The sequence below is a fragment of the Streptomyces odontotermitis genome (assembly GCF_050510915.1).
In the GTDB taxonomy this organism is placed as follows: Bacteria; Actinomycetota; Actinomycetes; order Streptomycetales; family Streptomycetaceae; genus Streptomyces.
This window is the reverse complement of sequence record NZ_JBNJLS010000002.1, coordinates 1-16,721: the sequence shown is the minus strand read 5'-3', so window position 1 is coordinate 16,721 and position 16,721 is coordinate 1. Positions and strand designations below refer to the sequence as shown.

At 67.5% G+C, this 16,721-nt stretch carries 24 protein-coding genes and 1 pseudogene; 17 read left to right on the top strand and 8 right to left on the bottom strand.

The genetic code is table 11. The features are described 5' to 3' along the window. Nucleotides 1-223 precede the first annotated feature (223 nt). Entirely contained in the window at nucleotides 224-982 is a 759-nt protein-coding gene (locus tag ACQB60_RS06255; protein ID WP_496924816.1) for an SIMPL domain-containing protein, read from the top strand. A 9-nt stretch (nucleotides 983-991) separates the two neighbouring features. Here ACQB60_RS06255 and ACQB60_RS06250 read toward each other — a convergent pair whose 3' ends face one another. Beyond that, on the bottom strand, nucleotides 992-1,528 hold the full coding sequence (locus tag ACQB60_RS06250) for a DUF6886 family protein (RefSeq protein WP_496924815.1): 537 nt from the start codon (nucleotides 1,526-1,528) through the stop codon (nucleotides 992-994). A gap of 118 nt (nucleotides 1,529-1,646) precedes the next feature. Between ACQB60_RS06250 and ACQB60_RS06245 the strand changes: the two genes are divergently transcribed. Then, nucleotides 1,647-2,882, top strand: a complete 1,236-nt coding sequence (locus ACQB60_RS06245; RefSeq protein WP_496925615.1) for an MFS transporter — start codon at nucleotides 1,647-1,649, stop codon at nucleotides 2,880-2,882. On the opposite strand, the gene ACQB60_RS06240 is transcribed toward ACQB60_RS06245, so the two are convergent. Next, nucleotides 2,822-3,268, bottom strand: a complete 447-nt coding sequence (locus tag ACQB60_RS06240) for an anthrone oxygenase family protein (RefSeq protein WP_496924814.1) — start codon at nucleotides 3,266-3,268, stop codon at nucleotides 2,822-2,824. The genes ACQB60_RS06245 and ACQB60_RS06240 overlap by 61 nt on opposite strands. A gap of 90 nt (nucleotides 3,269-3,358) precedes the next feature. On the opposite strand from ACQB60_RS06240, the gene ACQB60_RS06235 reads away from it, so the two are divergent. Then, nucleotides 3,359-3,937 carry a TetR/AcrR family transcriptional regulator gene (locus tag ACQB60_RS06235; protein WP_496924813.1) on the top strand — a complete coding sequence of 193 codons (579 nt, stop codon included), beginning with the start codon at nucleotides 3,359-3,361 and terminating at the stop codon, nucleotides 3,935-3,937. Between the two features lie 91 nt (nucleotides 3,938-4,028). On the opposite strand, the gene ACQB60_RS06230 is transcribed toward ACQB60_RS06235, so the two are convergent. The 3 genes from ACQB60_RS06230 to ACQB60_RS06220 all read right to left on the bottom strand — a co-directional run bounded on the left by ACQB60_RS06230 (nucleotide 4,029) and on the right by ACQB60_RS06220 (nucleotide 5,589). After that, entirely contained in the window at nucleotides 4,029-4,319 is a 291-nt protein-coding gene (locus tag ACQB60_RS06230; RefSeq protein WP_496924812.1) for a carboxymuconolactone decarboxylase family protein, read from the bottom strand. A 142-nt stretch (nucleotides 4,320-4,461) separates the two neighbouring features. After that, nucleotides 4,462-5,400: a site-specific integrase gene (locus tag ACQB60_RS06225; RefSeq protein WP_496924811.1), complete on the bottom strand. Its 939-nt coding sequence runs from the start codon at nucleotides 5,398-5,400 to the stop codon at nucleotides 4,462-4,464. A 15-nt stretch (nucleotides 5,401-5,415) separates the two neighbouring features. Further along, complete coding sequence (locus tag ACQB60_RS06220) at nucleotides 5,416-5,589, bottom strand: hypothetical protein (RefSeq protein WP_496924810.1); 174 nt, start codon at nucleotides 5,587-5,589, stop codon at nucleotides 5,416-5,418. Between the two features lie 108 nt (nucleotides 5,590-5,697). On the opposite strand from ACQB60_RS06220, the gene ACQB60_RS06215 reads away from it, so the two are divergent. The 7 genes from ACQB60_RS06215 to ACQB60_RS06185 all read left to right on the top strand — a co-directional run bounded on the left by ACQB60_RS06215 (nucleotide 5,698) and on the right by ACQB60_RS06185 (nucleotide 9,492). Next, complete coding sequence (locus tag ACQB60_RS06215) at nucleotides 5,698-6,201, top strand: hypothetical protein (protein WP_496924809.1); 504 nt, start codon at nucleotides 5,698-5,700, stop codon at nucleotides 6,199-6,201. A gap of 192 nt (nucleotides 6,202-6,393) precedes the next feature. Then, nucleotides 6,394-6,786 carry a hypothetical protein gene (locus ACQB60_RS06210; RefSeq protein WP_496924808.1) on the top strand — a complete coding sequence of 131 codons (393 nt, stop codon included), beginning with the start codon at nucleotides 6,394-6,396 and terminating at the stop codon, nucleotides 6,784-6,786. After that, complete coding sequence (locus ACQB60_RS06205) at nucleotides 6,783-7,124, top strand: hypothetical protein (RefSeq protein WP_496924807.1); 342 nt, start codon at nucleotides 6,783-6,785, stop codon at nucleotides 7,122-7,124. Before ACQB60_RS06210 ends, ACQB60_RS06205 begins: the two co-directional genes overlap by 4 nt. Next, nucleotides 7,121-7,405, top strand: coding sequence for a hypothetical protein (locus tag ACQB60_RS06200; RefSeq protein WP_496924806.1), 285 nt, complete (start codon nucleotides 7,121-7,123; stop codon nucleotides 7,403-7,405). Before ACQB60_RS06205 ends, ACQB60_RS06200 begins: the two co-directional genes overlap by 4 nt. Further along, complete coding sequence (locus ACQB60_RS06195) at nucleotides 7,402-7,857, top strand: Pycsar system effector family protein (protein ID WP_496924805.1); 456 nt, start codon at nucleotides 7,402-7,404, stop codon at nucleotides 7,855-7,857. Before ACQB60_RS06200 ends, ACQB60_RS06195 begins: the two co-directional genes overlap by 4 nt. 26 nt (nucleotides 7,858-7,883) lie before the next feature. Beyond that, nucleotides 7,884-8,498 (top strand): hypothetical protein, encoded by a 615-nt coding sequence (locus ACQB60_RS06190; protein WP_496924804.1) that lies wholly within the window; start codon nucleotides 7,884-7,886, stop codon nucleotides 8,496-8,498. Nucleotides 8,499-8,736: 238 nt separating this feature from the next. Next, nucleotides 8,737-9,492, top strand: coding sequence for a phage antirepressor KilAC domain-containing protein (locus ACQB60_RS06185; protein WP_496925614.1), 756 nt, complete (start codon nucleotides 8,737-8,739; stop codon nucleotides 9,490-9,492). A gap of 8 nt (nucleotides 9,493-9,500) precedes the next feature. Here ACQB60_RS06185 and ACQB60_RS06180 read toward each other — a convergent pair whose 3' ends face one another. Beyond that, entirely contained in the window at nucleotides 9,501-9,704 is a 204-nt protein-coding gene (locus ACQB60_RS06180; protein WP_496924803.1) for a hypothetical protein, read from the bottom strand. Nucleotides 9,705-9,799: 95 nt separating this feature from the next. On the opposite strand from ACQB60_RS06180, the gene ACQB60_RS06175 reads away from it, so the two are divergent. The 5 genes from ACQB60_RS06175 to ACQB60_RS06155 all read left to right on the top strand — a co-directional run bounded on the left by ACQB60_RS06175 (nucleotide 9,800) and on the right by ACQB60_RS06155 (nucleotide 12,306). Beyond that, nucleotides 9,800-10,021, top strand: a complete 222-nt coding sequence (locus tag ACQB60_RS06175) for a hypothetical protein (RefSeq protein WP_496924802.1) — start codon at nucleotides 9,800-9,802, stop codon at nucleotides 10,019-10,021. A gap of 9 nt (nucleotides 10,022-10,030) precedes the next feature. Then, nucleotides 10,031-10,300, top strand: a complete 270-nt coding sequence (locus ACQB60_RS06170) for a hypothetical protein (protein WP_496924801.1) — start codon at nucleotides 10,031-10,033, stop codon at nucleotides 10,298-10,300. Nucleotides 10,301-10,439: 139 nt separating this feature from the next. Then, on the top strand, nucleotides 10,440-10,784 hold the full coding sequence (locus ACQB60_RS06165) for a hypothetical protein (protein ID WP_496924800.1): 345 nt from the start codon (nucleotides 10,440-10,442) through the stop codon (nucleotides 10,782-10,784). A 465-nt stretch (nucleotides 10,785-11,249) separates the two neighbouring features. Continuing rightward, nucleotides 11,250-11,633 carry a hypothetical protein gene (locus ACQB60_RS06160; protein WP_496924799.1) on the top strand — a complete coding sequence of 128 codons (384 nt, stop codon included), beginning with the start codon at nucleotides 11,250-11,252 and terminating at the stop codon, nucleotides 11,631-11,633. A gap of 241 nt (nucleotides 11,634-11,874) precedes the next feature. Next, on the top strand, nucleotides 11,875-12,306 hold the full coding sequence (locus tag ACQB60_RS06155) for a VanZ family protein (protein ID WP_496924798.1): 432 nt from the start codon (nucleotides 11,875-11,877) through the stop codon (nucleotides 12,304-12,306). 205 nt (nucleotides 12,307-12,511) lie between these two features. Here the strand turns inward: ACQB60_RS06155 and ACQB60_RS06150 are convergent, their stop codons facing one another. Further along, entirely contained in the window at nucleotides 12,512-12,991 is a 480-nt protein-coding gene (locus tag ACQB60_RS06150) for a hypothetical protein (protein WP_496924797.1), read from the bottom strand. 338 nt (nucleotides 12,992-13,329) lie between these two features. Between ACQB60_RS06150 and ACQB60_RS06145 the strand changes: the two genes are divergently transcribed. After that, nucleotides 13,330-14,283 carry a pentapeptide repeat-containing protein gene (locus tag ACQB60_RS06145; protein WP_496924796.1) on the top strand — a complete coding sequence of 318 codons (954 nt, stop codon included), beginning with the start codon at nucleotides 13,330-13,332 and terminating at the stop codon, nucleotides 14,281-14,283. Between the two features lie 201 nt (nucleotides 14,284-14,484). Then, nucleotides 14,485-14,922 (top strand): hypothetical protein, encoded by a 438-nt coding sequence (locus tag ACQB60_RS06140; protein WP_496924795.1) that lies wholly within the window; start codon nucleotides 14,485-14,487, stop codon nucleotides 14,920-14,922. Here ACQB60_RS06140 and ACQB60_RS06135 read toward each other — a convergent pair. Continuing rightward, nucleotides 14,919-15,814: pseudogene (locus tag ACQB60_RS06135) on the bottom strand (IS5 family transposase). The gene ACQB60_RS06140 and the pseudogene ACQB60_RS06135 sit on opposite strands and share 4 nt — an antisense overlap. Nucleotides 15,815-16,721 lie beyond the last annotated feature (907 nt).

Here is a 16,721-nt window from a genome sequence, read left to right as displayed (position 1 = left end):
TGGACGGGCCGGTTTGGGAAGACGGCGCGCGAACTCCCGTAGGGGAGAGGGCTGTCCATGGTGGTCTGCCGCGGACCGCTTTACGGGGCGCCCGGTGAATCGACCGGTGAGGTGACAGGGCGGAGTGGCGCGGTGGCACGCGCGCGTGCGGGTCGGCGGGCGGTGCTGGGATGACCGCGGACCGCCCCCTCGGAGGGCGGCGGAAACGGAAGGACCCGCTCTCATGCCCGTGCTGCCCCAGCTGCCCGCCCGCCCCGTCAGCGCCCTCGCGCTCGCCCTCGCCGTCACCGCCATCGGCACCCCGGCGCTCGCGGCCCCCGCCACCGCCTCCGCGGCCCCGCTCGCCACGGCGTCCGCCCCGCGGCCCGCGACCGTGACGGTCACCGGCACGGGTGCCGCGAGCGCCGCGCCCGACCTCGCGGTGGTCACCGCGGGCGTCGAGGTCACCAGGCCCACCGCGAAGCAGGCCCTCGCCGCCCAGAACTCCGCGGCCGACGCACTCCTGACCGCCGTCCGCAAGGCGGGCGTCGCCGAGCGGGACGTGCGCACCGAGAGCCTCGCCCTGACCGCCGTCTATCAGGAGACCAACGGCCAGTCCAAGCTCACCGGTTACCAGGCCGCGCAGGGCTTCTCCATCAAGGTGCGGGACCTCGCCAAGACCGGCGCGGTGCTGCAGTCCGCGATGGACGCGACCGGCGACGCGGGCCGCATCAGCTCCATCACCTTCGACCTCGCCCACCCGGAGAAGCTGCGCAGCGCCGCCCGCGAGGCCGCGCACGACGACGCCCACGAGAAGGCCCGCCAGTACGCGCGCCTGACCGGCAAGAAGCTCGGCCCCCTCGTCTCCCTCGATGAGACCGACGGCGGCCGCCCCCGCCCGGTGCCGGTCCCCGCGATCGCCTTCGACAAGGAGAGCGTGCCGGTCGCGCCCGGCGAGATCGAGGACCAGGTGACGGTCACGGCGGTGTACGAGCTGCGCTGACCGGCGCGGTCACCGCGCGGGAGCGGCGTTGCGCAGGCGGATGCCGCTGAACTCGAGGGTGCTGCGGGTGACGGCGTCCCAGAACTCCCACAGGTCGGTGACGAACCGCAGTTGGATGCCCGCGGCCGCGTGCAGGCCGAGCAGCCCGGTCACCGGCTCGGGCGGGCCGAGCGGTGTGACGCTCCCCGTGGCCACCCAGGCGTTCGGGGTGGGGGCGCCGAACGGCTCGAACGCGGCGGCGGGCAGCCGGTACGCGTACAGGCGGGCGGTCAGGAACCGCTCGGCCCAGGCGTACTCGACGGCGTGCACCCGCCGCTCGCGGCCCGCGCCCAGAACGGTCCGCCGGTCCTCGTCGCTGGTGCCCGGCCCCACCCAGGCCAGGGCGCGCGGGCACTGCCGGGGAAACCAGTACGCGGGGGCCTGCTCGGCGTCGACCGCCCACACATAGGGCTCGGACTGGCGGGCCGTCGCGGCGACGTGGGGGTGGAACACCGTGATGGTGGGGTCCTCGGAGAAGTGCAGGACTTCATCGGGCGCTGGTCTCATGGGAGTTGATTGTGCGGGGCCGGTGGGGGTGAGGGCGTCGCATTTCTGCCGGTCCCGGGACTACGTCGTCGCATTCCTGCCGGATCGGGCGCCGTGGCGGTGCTGGAGTGGGCGCATGTTGCGCACACCCACTCTCGCACCGGCCGCGGCGTCGCCGAACGGCCTTACCCGTAAGGGCGGTTGGGCCGCCGTCGGCTCCGTGACCCTCGGGATCTTCGTCATCGTCACCGCCGAGATCCTGCCGATCGGGCTGCTCACCTCCATCGGCGGCGACTTCACGGTCTCCGACGGCACGGCCGGGCTCATGATGACCCTGCCGGGGCTGCTCGCCGCGGCCTGCGCACCGCTGCTCACGGCCGCGACGGCCCGGGTCGACCGGCGGCGGATGCTCTGCGGGTTCATGGCCCTGCTCGCCCTCGCGGACCTGCTCGCGGCGGCCGCGCCCGGCTTCTGGCTGGTACTGGTGTCCCGGGTCGTGGTCGGCGTCGTCATCGGGGGCTTCTGGTCGATCGCGGCCGGTCTCGCCGAACGGTTCGTGCCCGAGCGGTCGGTGGGCCGCGCCACCGCGGTGATCTTCTCGGCGGTGCCGCTCGGCTCGGTGCTCGGTGTGCCCGCGGGGACCCTCGTCGGAGATCTCGCGGGCTGGCGAACGGCCTTCGTGGTGCTGGGAGTTCTCACCATGGCGGTGCTCGCGCTCATGTCGGCCGTCGTGCCGCCGCTGCCGCCCCGGGGCGGCACCCGGCTGCGGGTGCTGCGCGGGCTGTTGAGGGGCGCTCGTACGCGGTACGCGCTGGCGCTCACGTTCCTGCTGGTGCTCGCGCACTTCGGGACGTACACGTACGTGACGCCGTTCCTGGAGCGGGTCACCGGCGTCGGGCCCGGGCGGATCACCGTGTTCCTGCTGGTCTACGGGGTGGCCGGGGTCCTCGGCAACTTCGCAGGGGGCGCGGCCGTGGCGCGGTGGCCGCGGGGCACGGCCGCGGCCGCGGCGGGCGGCATCGCGGCGGTGACCCTCGCGCTGCCCGTTGCGGGGCACGCGCAAGCGGGTGCCGTGGCGCTGCTCGTCGTGTGGGGCATCGCCTACGGCGCCGTGCCGGTCGTCTCGCAGCGCTGCTTCGCCGCCGCCGCGCCGCGGTCCCCGGAGGCGGCGTCCGTCCTGTTCACCGCCGCCTTCCAGGCGACCTTCTCGCTCGGCGCCCTCGCGGGCGGTGCCGTCCTCGACCGCACCTCGGAGGCGGCGGTCATGACGTACGGCGGGGGCGTGGCGCTGCTCGCGCTCGCGACCGTGGCGGTTCAGGCGAGGGCGGCGACCAGGGAGGTGAAGGCGGCGACGATGACGGCGACGCGGACGTAGTGCCAGCGGTCCCAGCGGTTCATCTGCTCTTTCCAGTCGGCGGGCCGGTTCTCGGGGGTCCACGCCTTGACCCGGTTGTTGATCGGGACGAGCACCAGGACCGACAGGAGCACGCTGACGATCAGGAGCGCGCCGGCGGCGATCACGAGGCCGGTGCCGTCGTGGTGGCGGTCGGCGACGGCCCAGATCGCGACGAGGACGAGGGAGCCGATGTACCAGAACGGCATGACGGCGCCGCCGAGGCGGCCGCTGTGGGCGCGGGCGAGTTGGCCGCTGTCCTCGGGGAGGGCGTTGATGATCGGGTTGATGAAGAAGGGGACGGCGCATTCCACCCCCACCATCACGCCGACGACCACGGTGGTGACGACCTCGAGTGCGTTGAGCATGACGACCCCTCCAGTTCCTAGCGTTGCTAGCTTGTGAGGCAACGCTAGTACTACTGCCGCTCGCTTGTCTAGCGGTGCTAGGGTAGAAACATGTCGGTACAGGAACGAAAGCAGCGCGAGCGGGCGGAGCGTGAACGCCTCATCGTGGCCACGGCCCGCGAACTCGCCGAGCAGCAGGGCTGGGACGCCGTCACCACCCGCCGGCTTGCCGAACGCATCGAGTACAGCCAGCCCGTCCTCTACAGCCACTTCCGCGGCAAGCGGGAGATCATCGGAGCCGTCGCCCTCCAAGGCGCGTCCGAGATGGCCGTGGCGGTGCGGGCCGCGACCTCCGCGGTCAAGGATCCGCGCGAGCGGGTCACCGCGCTGGCCCGCGCCTACCTCGACTTCGCCGCGGCCAACCCGGCGGTCTACGACGCCCTGTTCCAGCTCGACGGCGGCCTCGCCTTCGCGCAGGAGGAAACCCCGGCGCCGCTGAAGGACGCCTTCGCCTCACTCCTGGAGACCCTGGGCGAGGTCGCCGGGGACGACCTCGCACCAGAGTTGTTCACGGAGGTGTTCTGGGCGTGCCTGCACGGCGTCGCCACCCTGACCCGGGAGGGAAGGCTGCCGCCCGAGTACGCCGAGCAGCGGGTGAAGTTGCTGGTGGACCGGCTCGCCGTGCTCTGACACGCCGCCCGGGCGGCGCCAGTTGGCCCTCCTTCGCTTCGCCCTACTCGGCCCTGCTCGGCTACTCGGGCGTACTCGGCCTTGCCGGGCCTCACTTGGTCGTCTGCGGGCGCTGGATGTCGCAGGAGTCCTTGAATCCCTGCGACGTCAGACCGAGCGCCGCGTTCGTGCGCGAGCGGAGGTTCTCCACCGCGATCATCTCGGTGAGCTCCACGAACGCGGCCTCGCCCAGCGCGGACAGCAGGCGGCCGGCCAGGTCGTCGTCCACGGTGGGCGGCGTCGCGGACATCGCCTCCGCGTACTCCATGACGTCCCGCTCCTGGGGCGTGTAGGCGTCGCTGTCGCGCCAGGCGGGCACGTCGCGGAGCTTCTGCGGGGACATGCCGCGCTCGTGGTTCTCCCAGTAGCAGGGCACCAACAACGGGTCCCAGGAGGAGGGGAAATGCTTCTGACCTGCGGCGGGAGCCTCGGCCGGTGATCCCGGGTGATCCCGGGTGATCGACAACTGGTCATCTAGGGGACATTTAGGAGATCAACTCTCCCAGATGGTCTTGCACCCCAGGCTCGCCATTCCCGCTCGTACAGCCGCTGCAGACCGTCAAGCCGGTGCCGCCGCATCTCCGGCGTCGGATGCTGGTACGTGCCCTTGATACCAGGGTACTTGTGCCCCGCCTGCTCGTAAGCCGGCACCGGACTGACGCCGTCTCCGCCTGATACGTGTCATGCGTGTGCCGCAGATCCCGGATCGTCAGCCCCGGCATGATCGGCTCCCATGGATCGACCTTGGCAGCCCCACGCGCATTCGGATGCGGCTGCCGCCCGTCGGCCGCCTTACGCAGCTTGTCGCACCACGCGCTGCGCCACCACATCTTGCCCTCGGGGGAGGTCAACACATAGTCGTGGGGCCAGTCCGACAGGTGCTGCGTCAGCAGCTCCGCCAGGAACGGCGGCACGTCTATGTCCCGCGCGCTCTGAGGGTTCTTCGGCGGCTCGAACGCCCTGTGCGCACGGCGCTTGCCATTCTCGTCGCGCACGAAGTACTGCGCGAACGCCCCAACCTCCTTGTGTACACCGACCGGACCCATGCGCCGGTCGAGTCGCAGCACCACATCCGGCGGAGCCCACATGCCCTCGTGGTCAGTCTTCCGCTTGCCCGCCTTCTGTGGCGCCAGCCCGGTCAGGTGCCGCCTGTAGAGCGGGTTGACGGCCAGATGCTGTGCGTCCACCGCGCCCGTCAGGATGCGAGAGATCAGGCTGACTGTGTCCCGAGTGGTGCTGTGCGCACAGGTGAGGGTGCGCGCCCACGTCTCCACCTCGAACCAGTTGAACGCGATCAGCGGGGTGTGCTCCCACTTGGGGCGGATGTGGGCTTCCAACCGCTCCCACCGGTTCATGGCCGTGCGCCCGCGCGTTGACTGGACTGCCATCCACTCGCGCGCCCACGGGCCGAAGGGCTTGCGCATCAGGTCCGGATCGACTCACCGGCCGGCGCGGATTGCGGCTTCCTGCTCGTCGCCCCAGTTCTCCGTGGTCGTCTTGGTGGGGAAGCCGGGCTGGCTGCCCCACGTGCCATCCGGCTTCTTGTACCGGCACGCCTGCGACTGCGATCCCTTCTCCTGCGCATGCACCTGGCCTGGCGGCGAAATGGTCATCATCGGTCACCGGCCGGTGCCGATAGACCCGTGGGCGGAAGAGACCTACCGCCACTGGCCTCCTGCGGCGAAGGCGAAGCTCGTCCGCAATCACGGCGGCTTCATCCGATGGACATCCACCCGGCAGCGCAACTCCTGGCTGACCTGCTGCTCCGGCTGCGCCCGCACTACCTGGGTCGAGCACGCCAGGGTGCGCCGCTGCCCGGCGTGCGGCGCGCGACTCCGATACCCCGCGCCAGCTGGTTCGACCCGGCTACCGGCGGGAGCGGCGACTTCCTGGAGTGCTGCGCCTGCGGCATCAAGGCCGGCGACCCGCCCGACGTCCAGGCCGACTGCGCGCCCGACGCCGACGAGGAGGAGCCGGAGATCGATGCAGTCCCTGAGGTCCGCGTGTTCCACCGTGCGACCGGCTGGTCGATGGGCCAGGCGCCGACCCCGGAGGCGTGCACCACCAACTTCCACCGGCAGCAGGACGGACGCCCCGCCTGCAAGGCGACCGCCGTGTGGAAGGTCGTCGAGGAGCATGTCAGTGCGGATGGCTATCCGATGCTGTCGATCGGCTTCTACTGCGGCGCCGACCTGCCCGACGAGCACAGGGGCGAGGCCGCGTGATGCCGCACGTTGAACCACGCCCCCGATTCCCCGCGTGACCGCCTGAGTACCGTTCTGCGGCCCTCAACGCCGTTCTGGGACGCTCGCTTGACCCAGACCCTCCTAGGGTTTCTTGCGGCCCCTCGGTCCTCGCGTCGCCGCCCACCCCGACCAGACCTTGAACGACCCCAACTCGACCCGAAGGAGTAGTACGTGACCAGCGACCGAACTCTCGCTCTGACGCGCCTGGCCGATGTGAAAGAGCGGCTGGGCATCCCGAACATCGTTGTGATCTGTGGCAGTACGCGGTTCATGGCGGAGATGGTCGAGGCGGAGGTCCGCGAGACCGTGGCCGGAAGGATCGTCGTCAAGCCGGGCTGCAACATGAAGCAGCCGCACGAACTGTGGGTTGATCCGGTCGAAGCCGAGGCGCTGAAGGTGCGGCTCGACGACCTGCACCGGGCGAAGATCCGGCTGGCTGACGAGGTGCTAGTCGTCGGCGACTACGTCGGCGACAGCACTCGCGCGGAGATCGCCTATGCGCGGGAGTTGGGCAAACCCGTCCGGTTCACCCACCCCGAGATCGACCCGACGGAGGCAGCGTGATCCGGCGCCCTCCGACGGTCGCGCAGCTGCGGATCATTGGGGACCGGGCCAGCCGAGGGCGGCTCACCCCGGACGAGGTAGCGCGGCTGCGAGACGGCATCAACCGGTTCGCCTTCGTCGCGAACTCCCGCACCAACGCGTTCACCCGGCTCAACACCATGCGCCGACACCTCACCGAACTGCACGCCCCGGTGCAGCAAGACGGCATCCAGATCTGCCGCGAGTGCTCCCGATGGGACGGCACCCGTCGGCGTGGCCCCGCGACGACCTGCCCGTGCCCGACCCTCGACATCCTCGACGCCACAGCCCTCGACCGGCAGAAGGAGAACGCAGCATGACCAACCAGCCGCCCGACGCCATGGCCGTCCTGACCCGCCTCCGCGGCCAGCTGTCCGCCGAGCAGGCCAAGAACCGCCGCGCCGACGCGGAATGGGAGCCTGACCCTGAACCGTTGATCAACCCGCACAACGGGCTCGCCGCCGGGCTCGCCGTCGCCCTGTTCTTCGTTGACCACCACCTGCGGGAACTGCAGCCTGGCCACGACGGGCCGTCCGTCGCCGCATGCAAGGCCGACGACGCGAAGCACTGGACTGAGCGCCGGTACGAGGAGGACGTGTGACCGACCGCACCGACCTAGCCCTCGACGCCGACCTCGCGCACGTCTCCACCGAGATAGCCCGCGCCGACCAGAAGGCGGCCCTGCTGATCGGCCTGGCGGGCGCGGGACTTGCCGTCGTCGCGGCCGCGGTCAGGGACTACCAGCTACCCGTCGCCTCGCAGGTCATCGGCGGGGCTGGTGTTGCGGCGTTCCTCGCGGCGATCGTGACGCTGTTGCTCGTCGTTCGCCCCAACACCAGCGGCGGCGCGCCTGCCGGCTGGCCCCGCTGGGCAACCTGCACCCCCGAGCAGGTCCTGGAGCACCTCGCGGTGGACCAGCGGGCCGAACGGCTGTGCCGCCTGTCTCGGCTCTGCGCCCGCAAGATGCGCGGTATCCGCCACGCCGTGCACCTCCTCCTCGCCGGGACCGGCTGCCTCACCGTCGCCGCACTGATCGCCGCCACCCTCGCCTGACCCGCACCGCCAGCAAGGAGAACACCATGCTCGACGCCGACCCGCAGACCTCGCCGTGCGCCGTCTACGCCCGGTCCGCCCGCGATCGCGTACACCGCGGCTGCCGCGAACGCATCAACGAGCACCTCACCGAACTGCCCCGCCTGTACCGGAACTTGGAGGACGTCCTGCAGCCCGGACGGCACGGCGGCGACGGACGGACCGCCACCCGCGCCGCGCCGCTCCCGCGCAACGCTGCTGCCCTCGACCTGCGGGGCTCCGGTGGCATCGAAGGGGTGCTCGCCTCATGGGCCGCCGATCTGTGCGAGCGAGAGGACTGGCCGCTGCACCGGTACGGGAACGTCCAGGCCGCCGTCGACGGGTACGCCGAGCTGCTGCGGCTGAACCTCACCGTCATCTGCGACGAGCACCCTGCGGTGCGGGAGTTCGCTCATGAGCTGCGGCGGCTTGTCGGGCGGGCGCGCTGGCTGCTCCCGGACGAGCAGGAGCCGATCCGCTTCGCGGTGTGCTGCTCGACGCCGGGCTGCGCGGGCGTCCTCAAGGTCACCCCGGCGGCGGCCGGCGCGCGCTGCAACCGGTGCAGCACCCAGTACGGGGCCGAGGTCTTGAAGCTCCCGCTGGCCGAGCGGAGCGCGGCCTAGCTCAAGACCAACACCCGTGCTGTGTCCGCGCGTTGGCCCAGGCATACCCCGCGTTTGTCAGTGACGGAGCGTAGACTGCCGGGTTAACCGATCCGCATATGTCGATCGGATCCGGGACAAAAATCAGCCCTCGCGCGGAGGTCTAGTCCGCCGAGAGCTACGGATCAAGGGGAAGACCCTTGGATCAGTTCCACACTAACCTGCCCGTGCCAGGAGACAACCCGGGGACCGATTCGAGATCGGATCGTTCGACTTCCACGGCGACCCGGTCACCATCGTGTCCAACCAGGACGGCAACTGGGCTGTCTTCGGACAGCTCTGCCGCAACCTCACGCTCGACCCCGAGCCGCAGCGCAAGGCGATCCTGCGGAAGTCTTGGTCGCGAGGCAAGACCTCCGTAATGGAGGTCCAGGTCCCGGGCGACATCCAGCGCCGTCCGCAGTTCCTCATCCACGAGCGCATCGTCCCGATGTGGCTGGCCAACATCACCACCAGCCGTATCGCCGACGAGAACACCCGCAGGAGCATAGAGCTCGCCCAGGTCGAACTCGCCGATGCGCTATACGAGTACGTCTCGAAGCGCACCGTCATCCGCCGGGAGCCATCGAGGCTGGAGATGGCACGCGAACTCGTCGCCTTTCTCGAAGCCAAGGAAGCCCTGGAAGCGGCCAACAAGATCCTCGCCCCGAAGGCCGGAAAGTGGGACCGCTTCCTCGCGGCCGACGGGCTGATCGGCATGCGCGAGATGGCCGACCTGTTCAATGTGGATGTGCGCGTGCTGACTTCCTGGCTCGTCGAGATCAACATTTTCCGGAGGTCGACTTCGCAGTCCGGAGGCGCCCGGAACCTTCCTCGCAAGCCGCACCAGGACTCGGGGTTGTTCGTCGTGAAGACGGAGACGAGGAACGGCTGGATGTTCCCTGTCGCCTACGTGACGGCCAAGGGCCTGGATCTCATCGCTGACCTGTGGGAGCGGCGCCCGTACGTAGCGTGACCTGCTGCTCAACCCCGCGACGGCACCCTGGCGGCGAGCTCCGGCGCGAGCTCGCCCGCCCACACCGCATCCGCGCGCTCGCCGACCGCCACCCGCGCCAGGACCTCCACCACGTCCTGCGCCTCGGTGAGCGTCAGCAGAGGGAGCAGCTCGTCGGACTCGTCCGACACGGCGATACCGGCGGTGGAATGCAGGCCAGTCAGGTCATCCATGCCAAGGCCAACCCGGGCCGAGGCCGATCGGTCACGGGCCATTGCGAACAGGACAGCCCAGCCTGAGTAAGTCCGCTACCGTGGTGGCCTAGGCCATGACAGGCAGGGAGACCGCGATGAGCGCGCCGCAGTGGACCAGCGAAGAGCTCGCCGACCTCGACGAGACCATCACCACCGCCCGCGAGTCCGGCAACGAGGAACTCGCCGCCCACTGGGAAAGCATCCGCGACGGCAGCACCCCCACCACAGACTGGGAAGACCTCCGCGTCGAGCTCTATGCCAAACACGGCATCGACGTAAGCGGCAGCGCGGCATAATCGGGCGGCATGGCGCCCCAGCACCGCAGGCCCGGAGCCCGCATCATCCTCGGCCCCACCGCCGCCAGACAGGCGGACGACTTCACCCCCGCCGAAGAGATCGCCGTCGACCGCGCCCTCTCCGCCATCGCAGCAGACCCCACCATCGGCGTCACCCGCCTCACGCTCGAACACGGCGGGCCCATGTGGGAGTACCGCGCCCCCGGAACCAACGTCCGGATCATCTACACCATGACGATCAGGCGAACCATCATCACCATCGCCTACTTCGAAGCCTGAAGCGGCTACGGCCATGGTTGACCCCGGCTACCGCGAAAGTTGACGGCATACATCAAACGCATGTTGTACGCCCCACAACCCCAGCCGCTCTAGGTTCTCGTGCGACCGCGAACCCAGCAGAGCATCAGGGGGGAACAGCATGCGCACCGCACTAACCCGGTCGATAGCCTCCGCCGCAGGAGCCGCCGCCCTATTCGCTGGCGCCATCGCCATCGCGCCGGAAGCCTCCGCAGCCAGCGCCTGTACGAAACTTTGGACGGCCCCAGGAGGAGCCCTCGTCAACGTCTGCAAAACCTGGAACGCCGACGGACACGGCGCCTACTACGGCACCTGGAAATGGAGCAGCAGCTTCTCCGGCGTGAAGGTCGAAGGCATGCGCGACCTAGAGATCATAGGGAGCCTCGCGAAGAGCGGGAGCTACACGCAGGCGAAAGTCTTCAAGATGAGGGCCTGCAGGAACGGATCCTGCAGCAACTGGTGGTAACAGGACCCCAACCACCCGAACGCCCCCGCCCCGACACCGGGCAGGGGCGTTGTCGTGTACGGCTATCCGACCTCCGGCAGCCCGTCCCCTGGCTCGCTGGGCAGTCCCGTCCGCCTGCCCGCAGGCCCGTCCGCCCTGGCTCGCGAAGCCGCCCGCATGAACACAGAGGCCCGATTTGCCTGGTTTCCTATGGCATTCTGATATATGTCTTCTATTTCACGCCTTAGGTTAAATGCTTAGTGCATGCCGCTCTTTGACGCATGATCATCCGCCGCGTAACGTGATCGCCACACCGGCTGAGCCCTGACCAAGCTCAATCGGAATGTCGCGCACTGGCCATGCCCGATATCGCGCGGGGGGGGGTAAATAGGGGTGGTTTCGCATGCGCCGCAAAGACCCTATTTCTCGAATCCTGCCGCTTTGGTCTCTTCATGCACGACCTAGAGATTTCGAGAGATTAGCTTAATGAAGCGGGTTATTGGCGCAGTTGGCGCCATTGTTTCCATACTGATCGCGAGCCTTGTGATGGCGCCATCTGCAAGCGCAACCACGCAGGGCTGCGGCGACCTGAGTAACGGGCAACTGTGCATCAAGGGTCCCGTGCCCAATAAGGGTACGTACACGATTAGCTATTATCGGTTCAAGGGTGGCGAAATCACGGTCAATCTTGGATACGAGATCAAGCTTGAACGTCGAAATAAGATCGTCGAAGGCCACTGGCTCGGCAACAAGAAGACGAAGAACAGTATCGCACGTGCCAAGAAGTATGTGCTCATGGGTGATGAGGGCTGCATCCGTGGCATGATGAAGCACTCGGGCCACAAGTACGTCACCAAGTGGCGCTGCTAGTTATTTTCCCATAGTGCGCGATGCGGCTACTCTAGTAGCCGCATCGCGCCGTGCCCCCTCGAAGTTGCCTCTATCTACCGAACAGGGAAAGACCGTGTGGCAGATTGTTCTTTACGTTAACCCACTTACGGTCTCCTTGTTCATCGCGGCTTCCGCTATCGCCTCAGTCATATTCGCTGTATGGGGAAGAGCAGACCCATACAGGAAACAAAAGGTTTCCCAGGGAATTTTCGTTGTATGCTTGCTGGTCGTTCTAGCGGCGACGATTGCCCCCACCGAGCCCATCGGGTCTGGAACACGGCACGTCTGGCTGATTCCTGGCGATGGCCTCATTGGTGCAGGCAGTGCCGACCTGTTCCCAGAAGAGCGGCGTATGATCCTGGCACTGTCGATCGCCAATGCTGCGATGTTCGTTCCGCTAGCTATGTTCTGGCATAGCGCAGTGCGCAGACCGTCAATCGTGAGGACACTCTTCGGTTGCTTCTGCTTGAGCATGTTCATCGAAATGGTTCAGTTCGTCATGAACGCCGGACGCGTTGTGGATATCGATGACGTACTCTTCAACACTCTTGGCTCCCTTGTCGGCATCATCCTCGTGAGCGTCTCTGCCTCTTTGGTCGCGAGGTCAAAGTCCGGCGGCCGACACTCGGCCCCGGCTCGTGGCGTCTCGTAGGGGCTGCTCTTCAAGCCCATCCGTTCTCGCTCTCCACCGCGCCTCAACGCGATGTTGAAAGACGCTCAGTGAGCCGGTGCATCGTCGTGATATTGCTGCAGCGGCCCGAACGGCTGACAGGGCACATGGCAAAGCCCTGGCCAGCCGGGCGGCGCTACCAGGCGCACTCAGCCGACAGCAGTCACCGGCAGACATTCGTGGCAGCTCAAGAGATCTTGGCAGTCGGCCTCTCGCCGCGCTGAGCCTGACGTATGCGCTCGACGAGCCCACGGGCAGCAGAGTTGAGAACCTTCGGGTCCGTCGGGCGGTCAGTGTCCACGTTGAGGTTCACATACCCCCAGACGCTGCCCACGCGAATGAGAACCATGGTGCCGCAGCTGGGTGGTTGCTGAAAACAGGAGAGAACGGCATACGCCTCGTCAGAGGAAGCAATGCGTACCGGCACCCGCTGTGACGGTTTGGATTTCTTCCGGAAGTCAGCAAGCTCGGACGTCGCGTCCTTCCGGTCCTTGTACGTATGGACGCCGAAGCCGACGTAGCCCTCAAGGTCCGACGCCCGAAACCCCTGAGAAGTGCTGGCAAGCTGCGGATTGTCGGGAAGGCGCCCATAGCTATGGCTGCCGGACTTCTTCCAGCCCCGCGGAACGTCGGAAGCACCCGGCAGGACAGCCTTAGCCTCGCGCATCCCCAACACACGGTCTTGCCCAACAGGCGACGACGGAGCCTTCGCCGCGGGACGTTTCGCGGGAGCTGACTCCTGACTGCAACTCACCGCCGCAGCCGCTACAACGAGCGTGACGACGGCCCCCGGCTTCCACCTCAACCTCAACCACACCCCCCGAGAACAAAGATCACAACCCGGGAATCCTAGCGACACAACGAGCCCGGCAACTCCTGAAACCAGCCCCAGACTGGCCGACTCTCTCCCACCGGGGCCAAGCCGCAGCGGGGCAACCTCAACTCCTGCTCTGAACCTCCCCGTTCACTGCACCCACCGCCGCCTGCCGGGCGATGATGCGCGGCATGAAGCCGGAGTTGAAGCGCAAGCTGATGTGGGCGGGCGGGGCCGCCGCCGCGGTCCTGTTCGTGTCCGCTCTCATCTGGGGCCCCTGGATCATCGAAGGCCACCACCTCCGCGACAAGCAAGGCGAGTTGACGTCCTCCGCAGGGATCATCGTCACCGGCTTCCGCACCATGCTCGTCGCCATCGCGGCCGGCGCCATCGCAGGAGTCGGCCTCTGGTACACGCACAAGAGTCACCGCCAGACCGAAAAGCTCTTCGAGCATACCCGTGAGAAAGATCGCGAGCAGGCCGAGCTGACCCGCGAAGGACAAGTCACCGAACGCTACGTCGAAGCAATCAAACTCCTCGGATCGGCGAACCTGACCGAACGCCTCGGCGGCATCTACGCCTTGGGGCGCATCATGCGCGACTCAGAGAAAGACCGAGCAACCTGCATTGAGGTGCTGTGCGCTTTTGTAAGGACCGAAAAGCCATGGCGTGACCGCCACGGGAGCGAGGAGGCATCAGAGGATGTCAAGGCGGCGATGGCCGTGCTCCTTGAGAGGCCCGCTCCAGACGACGAGCCATATTTGAATCTGCGCGGGGCCAACCTTGCGGGCGTGCAAATGATGCTCGGTGCCATATATCAGGCCGACCTGAGCCGAGCCAATCTGGCGGGTGTGGACTTCTACCACGCCGACCTGGAAGAGGCAAACCTGGAAGAGGCAAATCTCAGTGAAGTGAACCTAATTGAGACGAACTTGGCTCATGTGTCCCTCGCGCGTGCGAACCTCACCGATGCTTACATGGTTGACTTGGACCTTAGCGGCGTGAACCTTACGGGAGCCAATCTTGACGGAGCGAATCTAGCCGGGGCGAATCTTGAGAAATGTCTCAACCTCACTCAGGAGCAACTGAAGCAGGCAATCATCACTCCCGAAACTAAGCTCCCCTCAAATCTCCGCGAGGAGTGAAGGAGAGCCCTCCGCAGGCGTATACCTGTCCGCCTGCACGCTGCCGAGTGCCTCGGCTGAACACCACAGCGCCCACGCCCGGTGCTACCGCCAGGGTTTACCCCGGATGTCAACCCCCTGCTGTATGTGCCATGCCCTGATCCCCTGCCAGCCTTCAAAGCGACCAACAGGGTCGAACCCCTCGGCCCGCAAGGGGGAATCGTGAAAACACCGAAACTGGGCCGACGCGCCAAATATGGCCTCGTCGTACTGCCCTCAGCCGCCGCCCTAGTCGCCCTCGCAGGCGCGCCCGCCTCCGCCGCCCAGTGGTACTACAACATCCAGACCACTGACAGTCACCACGGCGGGAACACCATCGGCTCCGTCACCTACACATCCATCGGACACGGCTGCTACAACGCGCACATCGACGGCAACGTCTCCGACACGCGGGCCGACGGCTACAGCGTCATCGTCTACCTCCGCGGACGCGTCTGCGGATCAGGCAGGATCGCCGATATTGAAAGTGGCTACGTTGCTGGCAAGGGCCACACCAAGAGCTATGGCAGCGGCTGGGCAAATAATGTCTTCGCCGTCACCGCTCGTGTGTGCCTGTACAAGAACAGCCACGACTACTATTGCAAGACAGCCCACGACTAGGGCGTTTCTGGTGGCTCTTGGACGGTGTCCTTGAGGCAGATGTGGATCGCTGCGACGGTGAGGGTGTCGTTGAAGATGTAGTCGCGCTTGTCGAAGCGGGTGGCCACCGCGCGGTACTGCTTCTACTTGTTCACGCACCGTTCGGCCGCGCTGCGGCGCCGGTACTGGGCCTTGTCGAAGGCCGGGGGGCGGCCCCCGGCCCGGCCGCGGCGACGGCGGTTCCGCCGCTGCGGCTTGACTCTTGTCCGCGTGGGATGTCTTGTCGCCACGTACCCGATCCGGCCGGGTGCGCGGCCGTCCCGGCCCGCGCCTGCGCAGTCGCAGCCCCTCGAGCACTGGTTGGAACATAGGGCTGTCACCACGTTGTCCGGGAGAGGTCTGCCAGGTCAACGGGCGGGCCCGGTCGTCGGCCAGCAGATGGAGCTTGCTGGTCAGTCTGCCCCGCGAGCGCCCCAGCGCCTCACGCCCATCCGCCTCCTCGCGTGTCCCGCCCCCTTTCGCGGGAAGTCGGCCGCCTCCCGCTTGGGTGCCCCGGCGGCATGCTGGTGAGCCCGGCAGGAAGTGGCGTCGATGTTCACCGCCCACTCCTCGCGCTCAAGCTCACGGGTGAGTTGACCATCCGGGTCGCCGGCATCGGCCTCGATCTGCAGCTCCTCAAGGATCGCCTGCCAGGTGCCATCGGCCGACCAGCGGCGATGCCGCTCATAGACGGTCTGCCAGAGCCCATACCGCTCGGGCAGATCCGGCCACGGCACCCCGTCCTCGCCCGGAACAACACCCCATCGATCACCGTACGGTGATCCGCCCACTGCCCACCGGGCCTGCCGTTGGCGGGCAGCAGATGCTCGATCTCGTGCCACTGCGCATCAGTCAGCTCATGTCGCCGCACCATACGAGGCTGCTGCCCCGTCGACCACGTGATCCAACCGACCAGGCAAGAGCCATCAGAAACGCCCTAGGCGATCTCTCCCGAACACCGCGTCGAGTACCCCTACATCATCGACGAGAGCAGCATCCGCCACACGTGGCAGCAGTTCACAGAACACGCCTACGACTGCTACCTCGTCACTGGTGACGACGAAGAACCCGGTCCTCTCAACTGCCGGGAGCGACCCTCCCATCACTTGGGCGAGCATCCCCAGGGCGGGCTGGAACGACGCCTGAGCGTGGGCCTCGACATCAGTGCGCCCCCGGCAAGGTTCAGTTGTCGGGGGCGCTGCCGTGACGGTATTGGAGTGAGGCAGTCAGTGGCGATTGCGCGCCAACCGGTCCGGCACCGCGCCTCCTTCCAATCCAGCGGTGCCTGCGCTCGGTCTACTTTCTGCCGACATGATCGCGACCTGACACGCAGTCGTTCGACACGCGGTTGAGCCATCCCTGACGGCCCGTCAAAGCCCCGGTCATCATGGACCGGGGCTTTCGGCTTGGGAACGGCGCGCGCCATCCACCGGTCGTCTGCCAGGAGGCGGGGAAGCAGCGCGGGCGCCAACCCGAGCCGCGCGCACAGGAGTTCTAGCGCCTGGCGGCACTCGCTATGTATCAGCCTGGACTCCGTAGCGGACCGCCATGAGGCCAGTGTGGCGGGCCGGGACCGACAGTTGTGGTGGCCGCCTAGTCGGACACCCGGCACCGCACAAGCCTCCACCCATCGGAGGGGGCTTGTGCGTTTCCCAGGGATGACCAGCAGGTTCCCTAGTGATCGTTTAGGGGATATTTAGGGGACACGGCCCGGCACTGAGGCTGGTTTGAGAGTGCCGCGAGAGTGCCCGCTACGGCATCGCGCGCCTGAGGGAGGTGGC

What these genes read in the sequence shown, in the direction of transcription:
- ACQB60_RS06190 (WP_496924804.1), top strand. Translation starts at nt 7,884, where the DNA reads ATGCTCGACGCCGACCCGCAGACCTCGCCGTGCGCCGTCTACGCCCGG.
- ACQB60_RS06225 (WP_496924811.1), bottom strand. Translation starts at nt 5,400, where the DNA reads ATGCGCAAGCCCTTCGGCCCGTGGGCGCGCGAGTGGATGGCAGTCCAG.
- ACQB60_RS06235 (WP_496924813.1), top strand. Translation starts at nt 3,359, where the DNA reads ATGTCGGTACAGGAACGAAAGCAGCGCGAGCGGGCGGAGCGTGAACGC.
- ACQB60_RS06250 (WP_496924815.1), bottom strand. Translation starts at nt 1,528, where the DNA reads ATGAGACCAGCGCCCGATGAAGTCCTGCACTTCTCCGAGGACCCCACC.
- ACQB60_RS06230 (WP_496924812.1), bottom strand. Translation starts at nt 4,319, where the DNA reads ATGTCCCCGCAGAAGCTCCGCGACGTGCCCGCCTGGCGCGACAGCGAC.
- ACQB60_RS06240 (WP_496924814.1), bottom strand. Translation starts at nt 3,268, where the DNA reads ATGCTCAACGCACTCGAGGTCGTCACCACCGTGGTCGTCGGCGTGATG.
- ACQB60_RS06255 (WP_496924816.1), top strand. Translation starts at nt 224, where the DNA reads ATGCCCGTGCTGCCCCAGCTGCCCGCCCGCCCCGTCAGCGCCCTCGCG.
- ACQB60_RS06165 (WP_496924800.1), top strand. Translation starts at nt 10,440, where the DNA reads ATGCGCACCGCACTAACCCGGTCGATAGCCTCCGCCGCAGGAGCCGCC.
- ACQB60_RS06170 (WP_496924801.1), top strand. Translation starts at nt 10,031, where the DNA reads ATGGCGCCCCAGCACCGCAGGCCCGGAGCCCGCATCATCCTCGGCCCC.
- ACQB60_RS06220 (WP_496924810.1), bottom strand. Translation starts at nt 5,589, where the DNA reads ATGACCATTTCGCCGCCAGGCCAGGTGCATGCGCAGGAGAAGGGATCG.
- ACQB60_RS06160 (WP_496924799.1), top strand. Translation starts at nt 11,250, where the DNA reads ATGAAGCGGGTTATTGGCGCAGTTGGCGCCATTGTTTCCATACTGATC.
- ACQB60_RS06175 (WP_496924802.1), top strand. Translation starts at nt 9,800, where the DNA reads ATGACAGGCAGGGAGACCGCGATGAGCGCGCCGCAGTGGACCAGCGAA.
- ACQB60_RS06215 (WP_496924809.1), top strand. Translation starts at nt 5,698, where the DNA reads ATGGACATCCACCCGGCAGCGCAACTCCTGGCTGACCTGCTGCTCCGG.
- ACQB60_RS06145 (WP_496924796.1), top strand. Translation starts at nt 13,330, where the DNA reads ATGAAGCCGGAGTTGAAGCGCAAGCTGATGTGGGCGGGCGGGGCCGCC.
- ACQB60_RS06150 (WP_496924797.1), bottom strand. Translation starts at nt 12,991, where the DNA reads ATGCGCGAGGCTAAGGCTGTCCTGCCGGGTGCTTCCGACGTTCCGCGG.
- ACQB60_RS06180 (WP_496924803.1), bottom strand. Translation starts at nt 9,704, where the DNA reads ATGGATGACCTGACTGGCCTGCATTCCACCGCCGGTATCGCCGTGTCG.
- ACQB60_RS06200 (WP_496924806.1), top strand. Translation starts at nt 7,121, where the DNA reads ATGACCAACCAGCCGCCCGACGCCATGGCCGTCCTGACCCGCCTCCGC.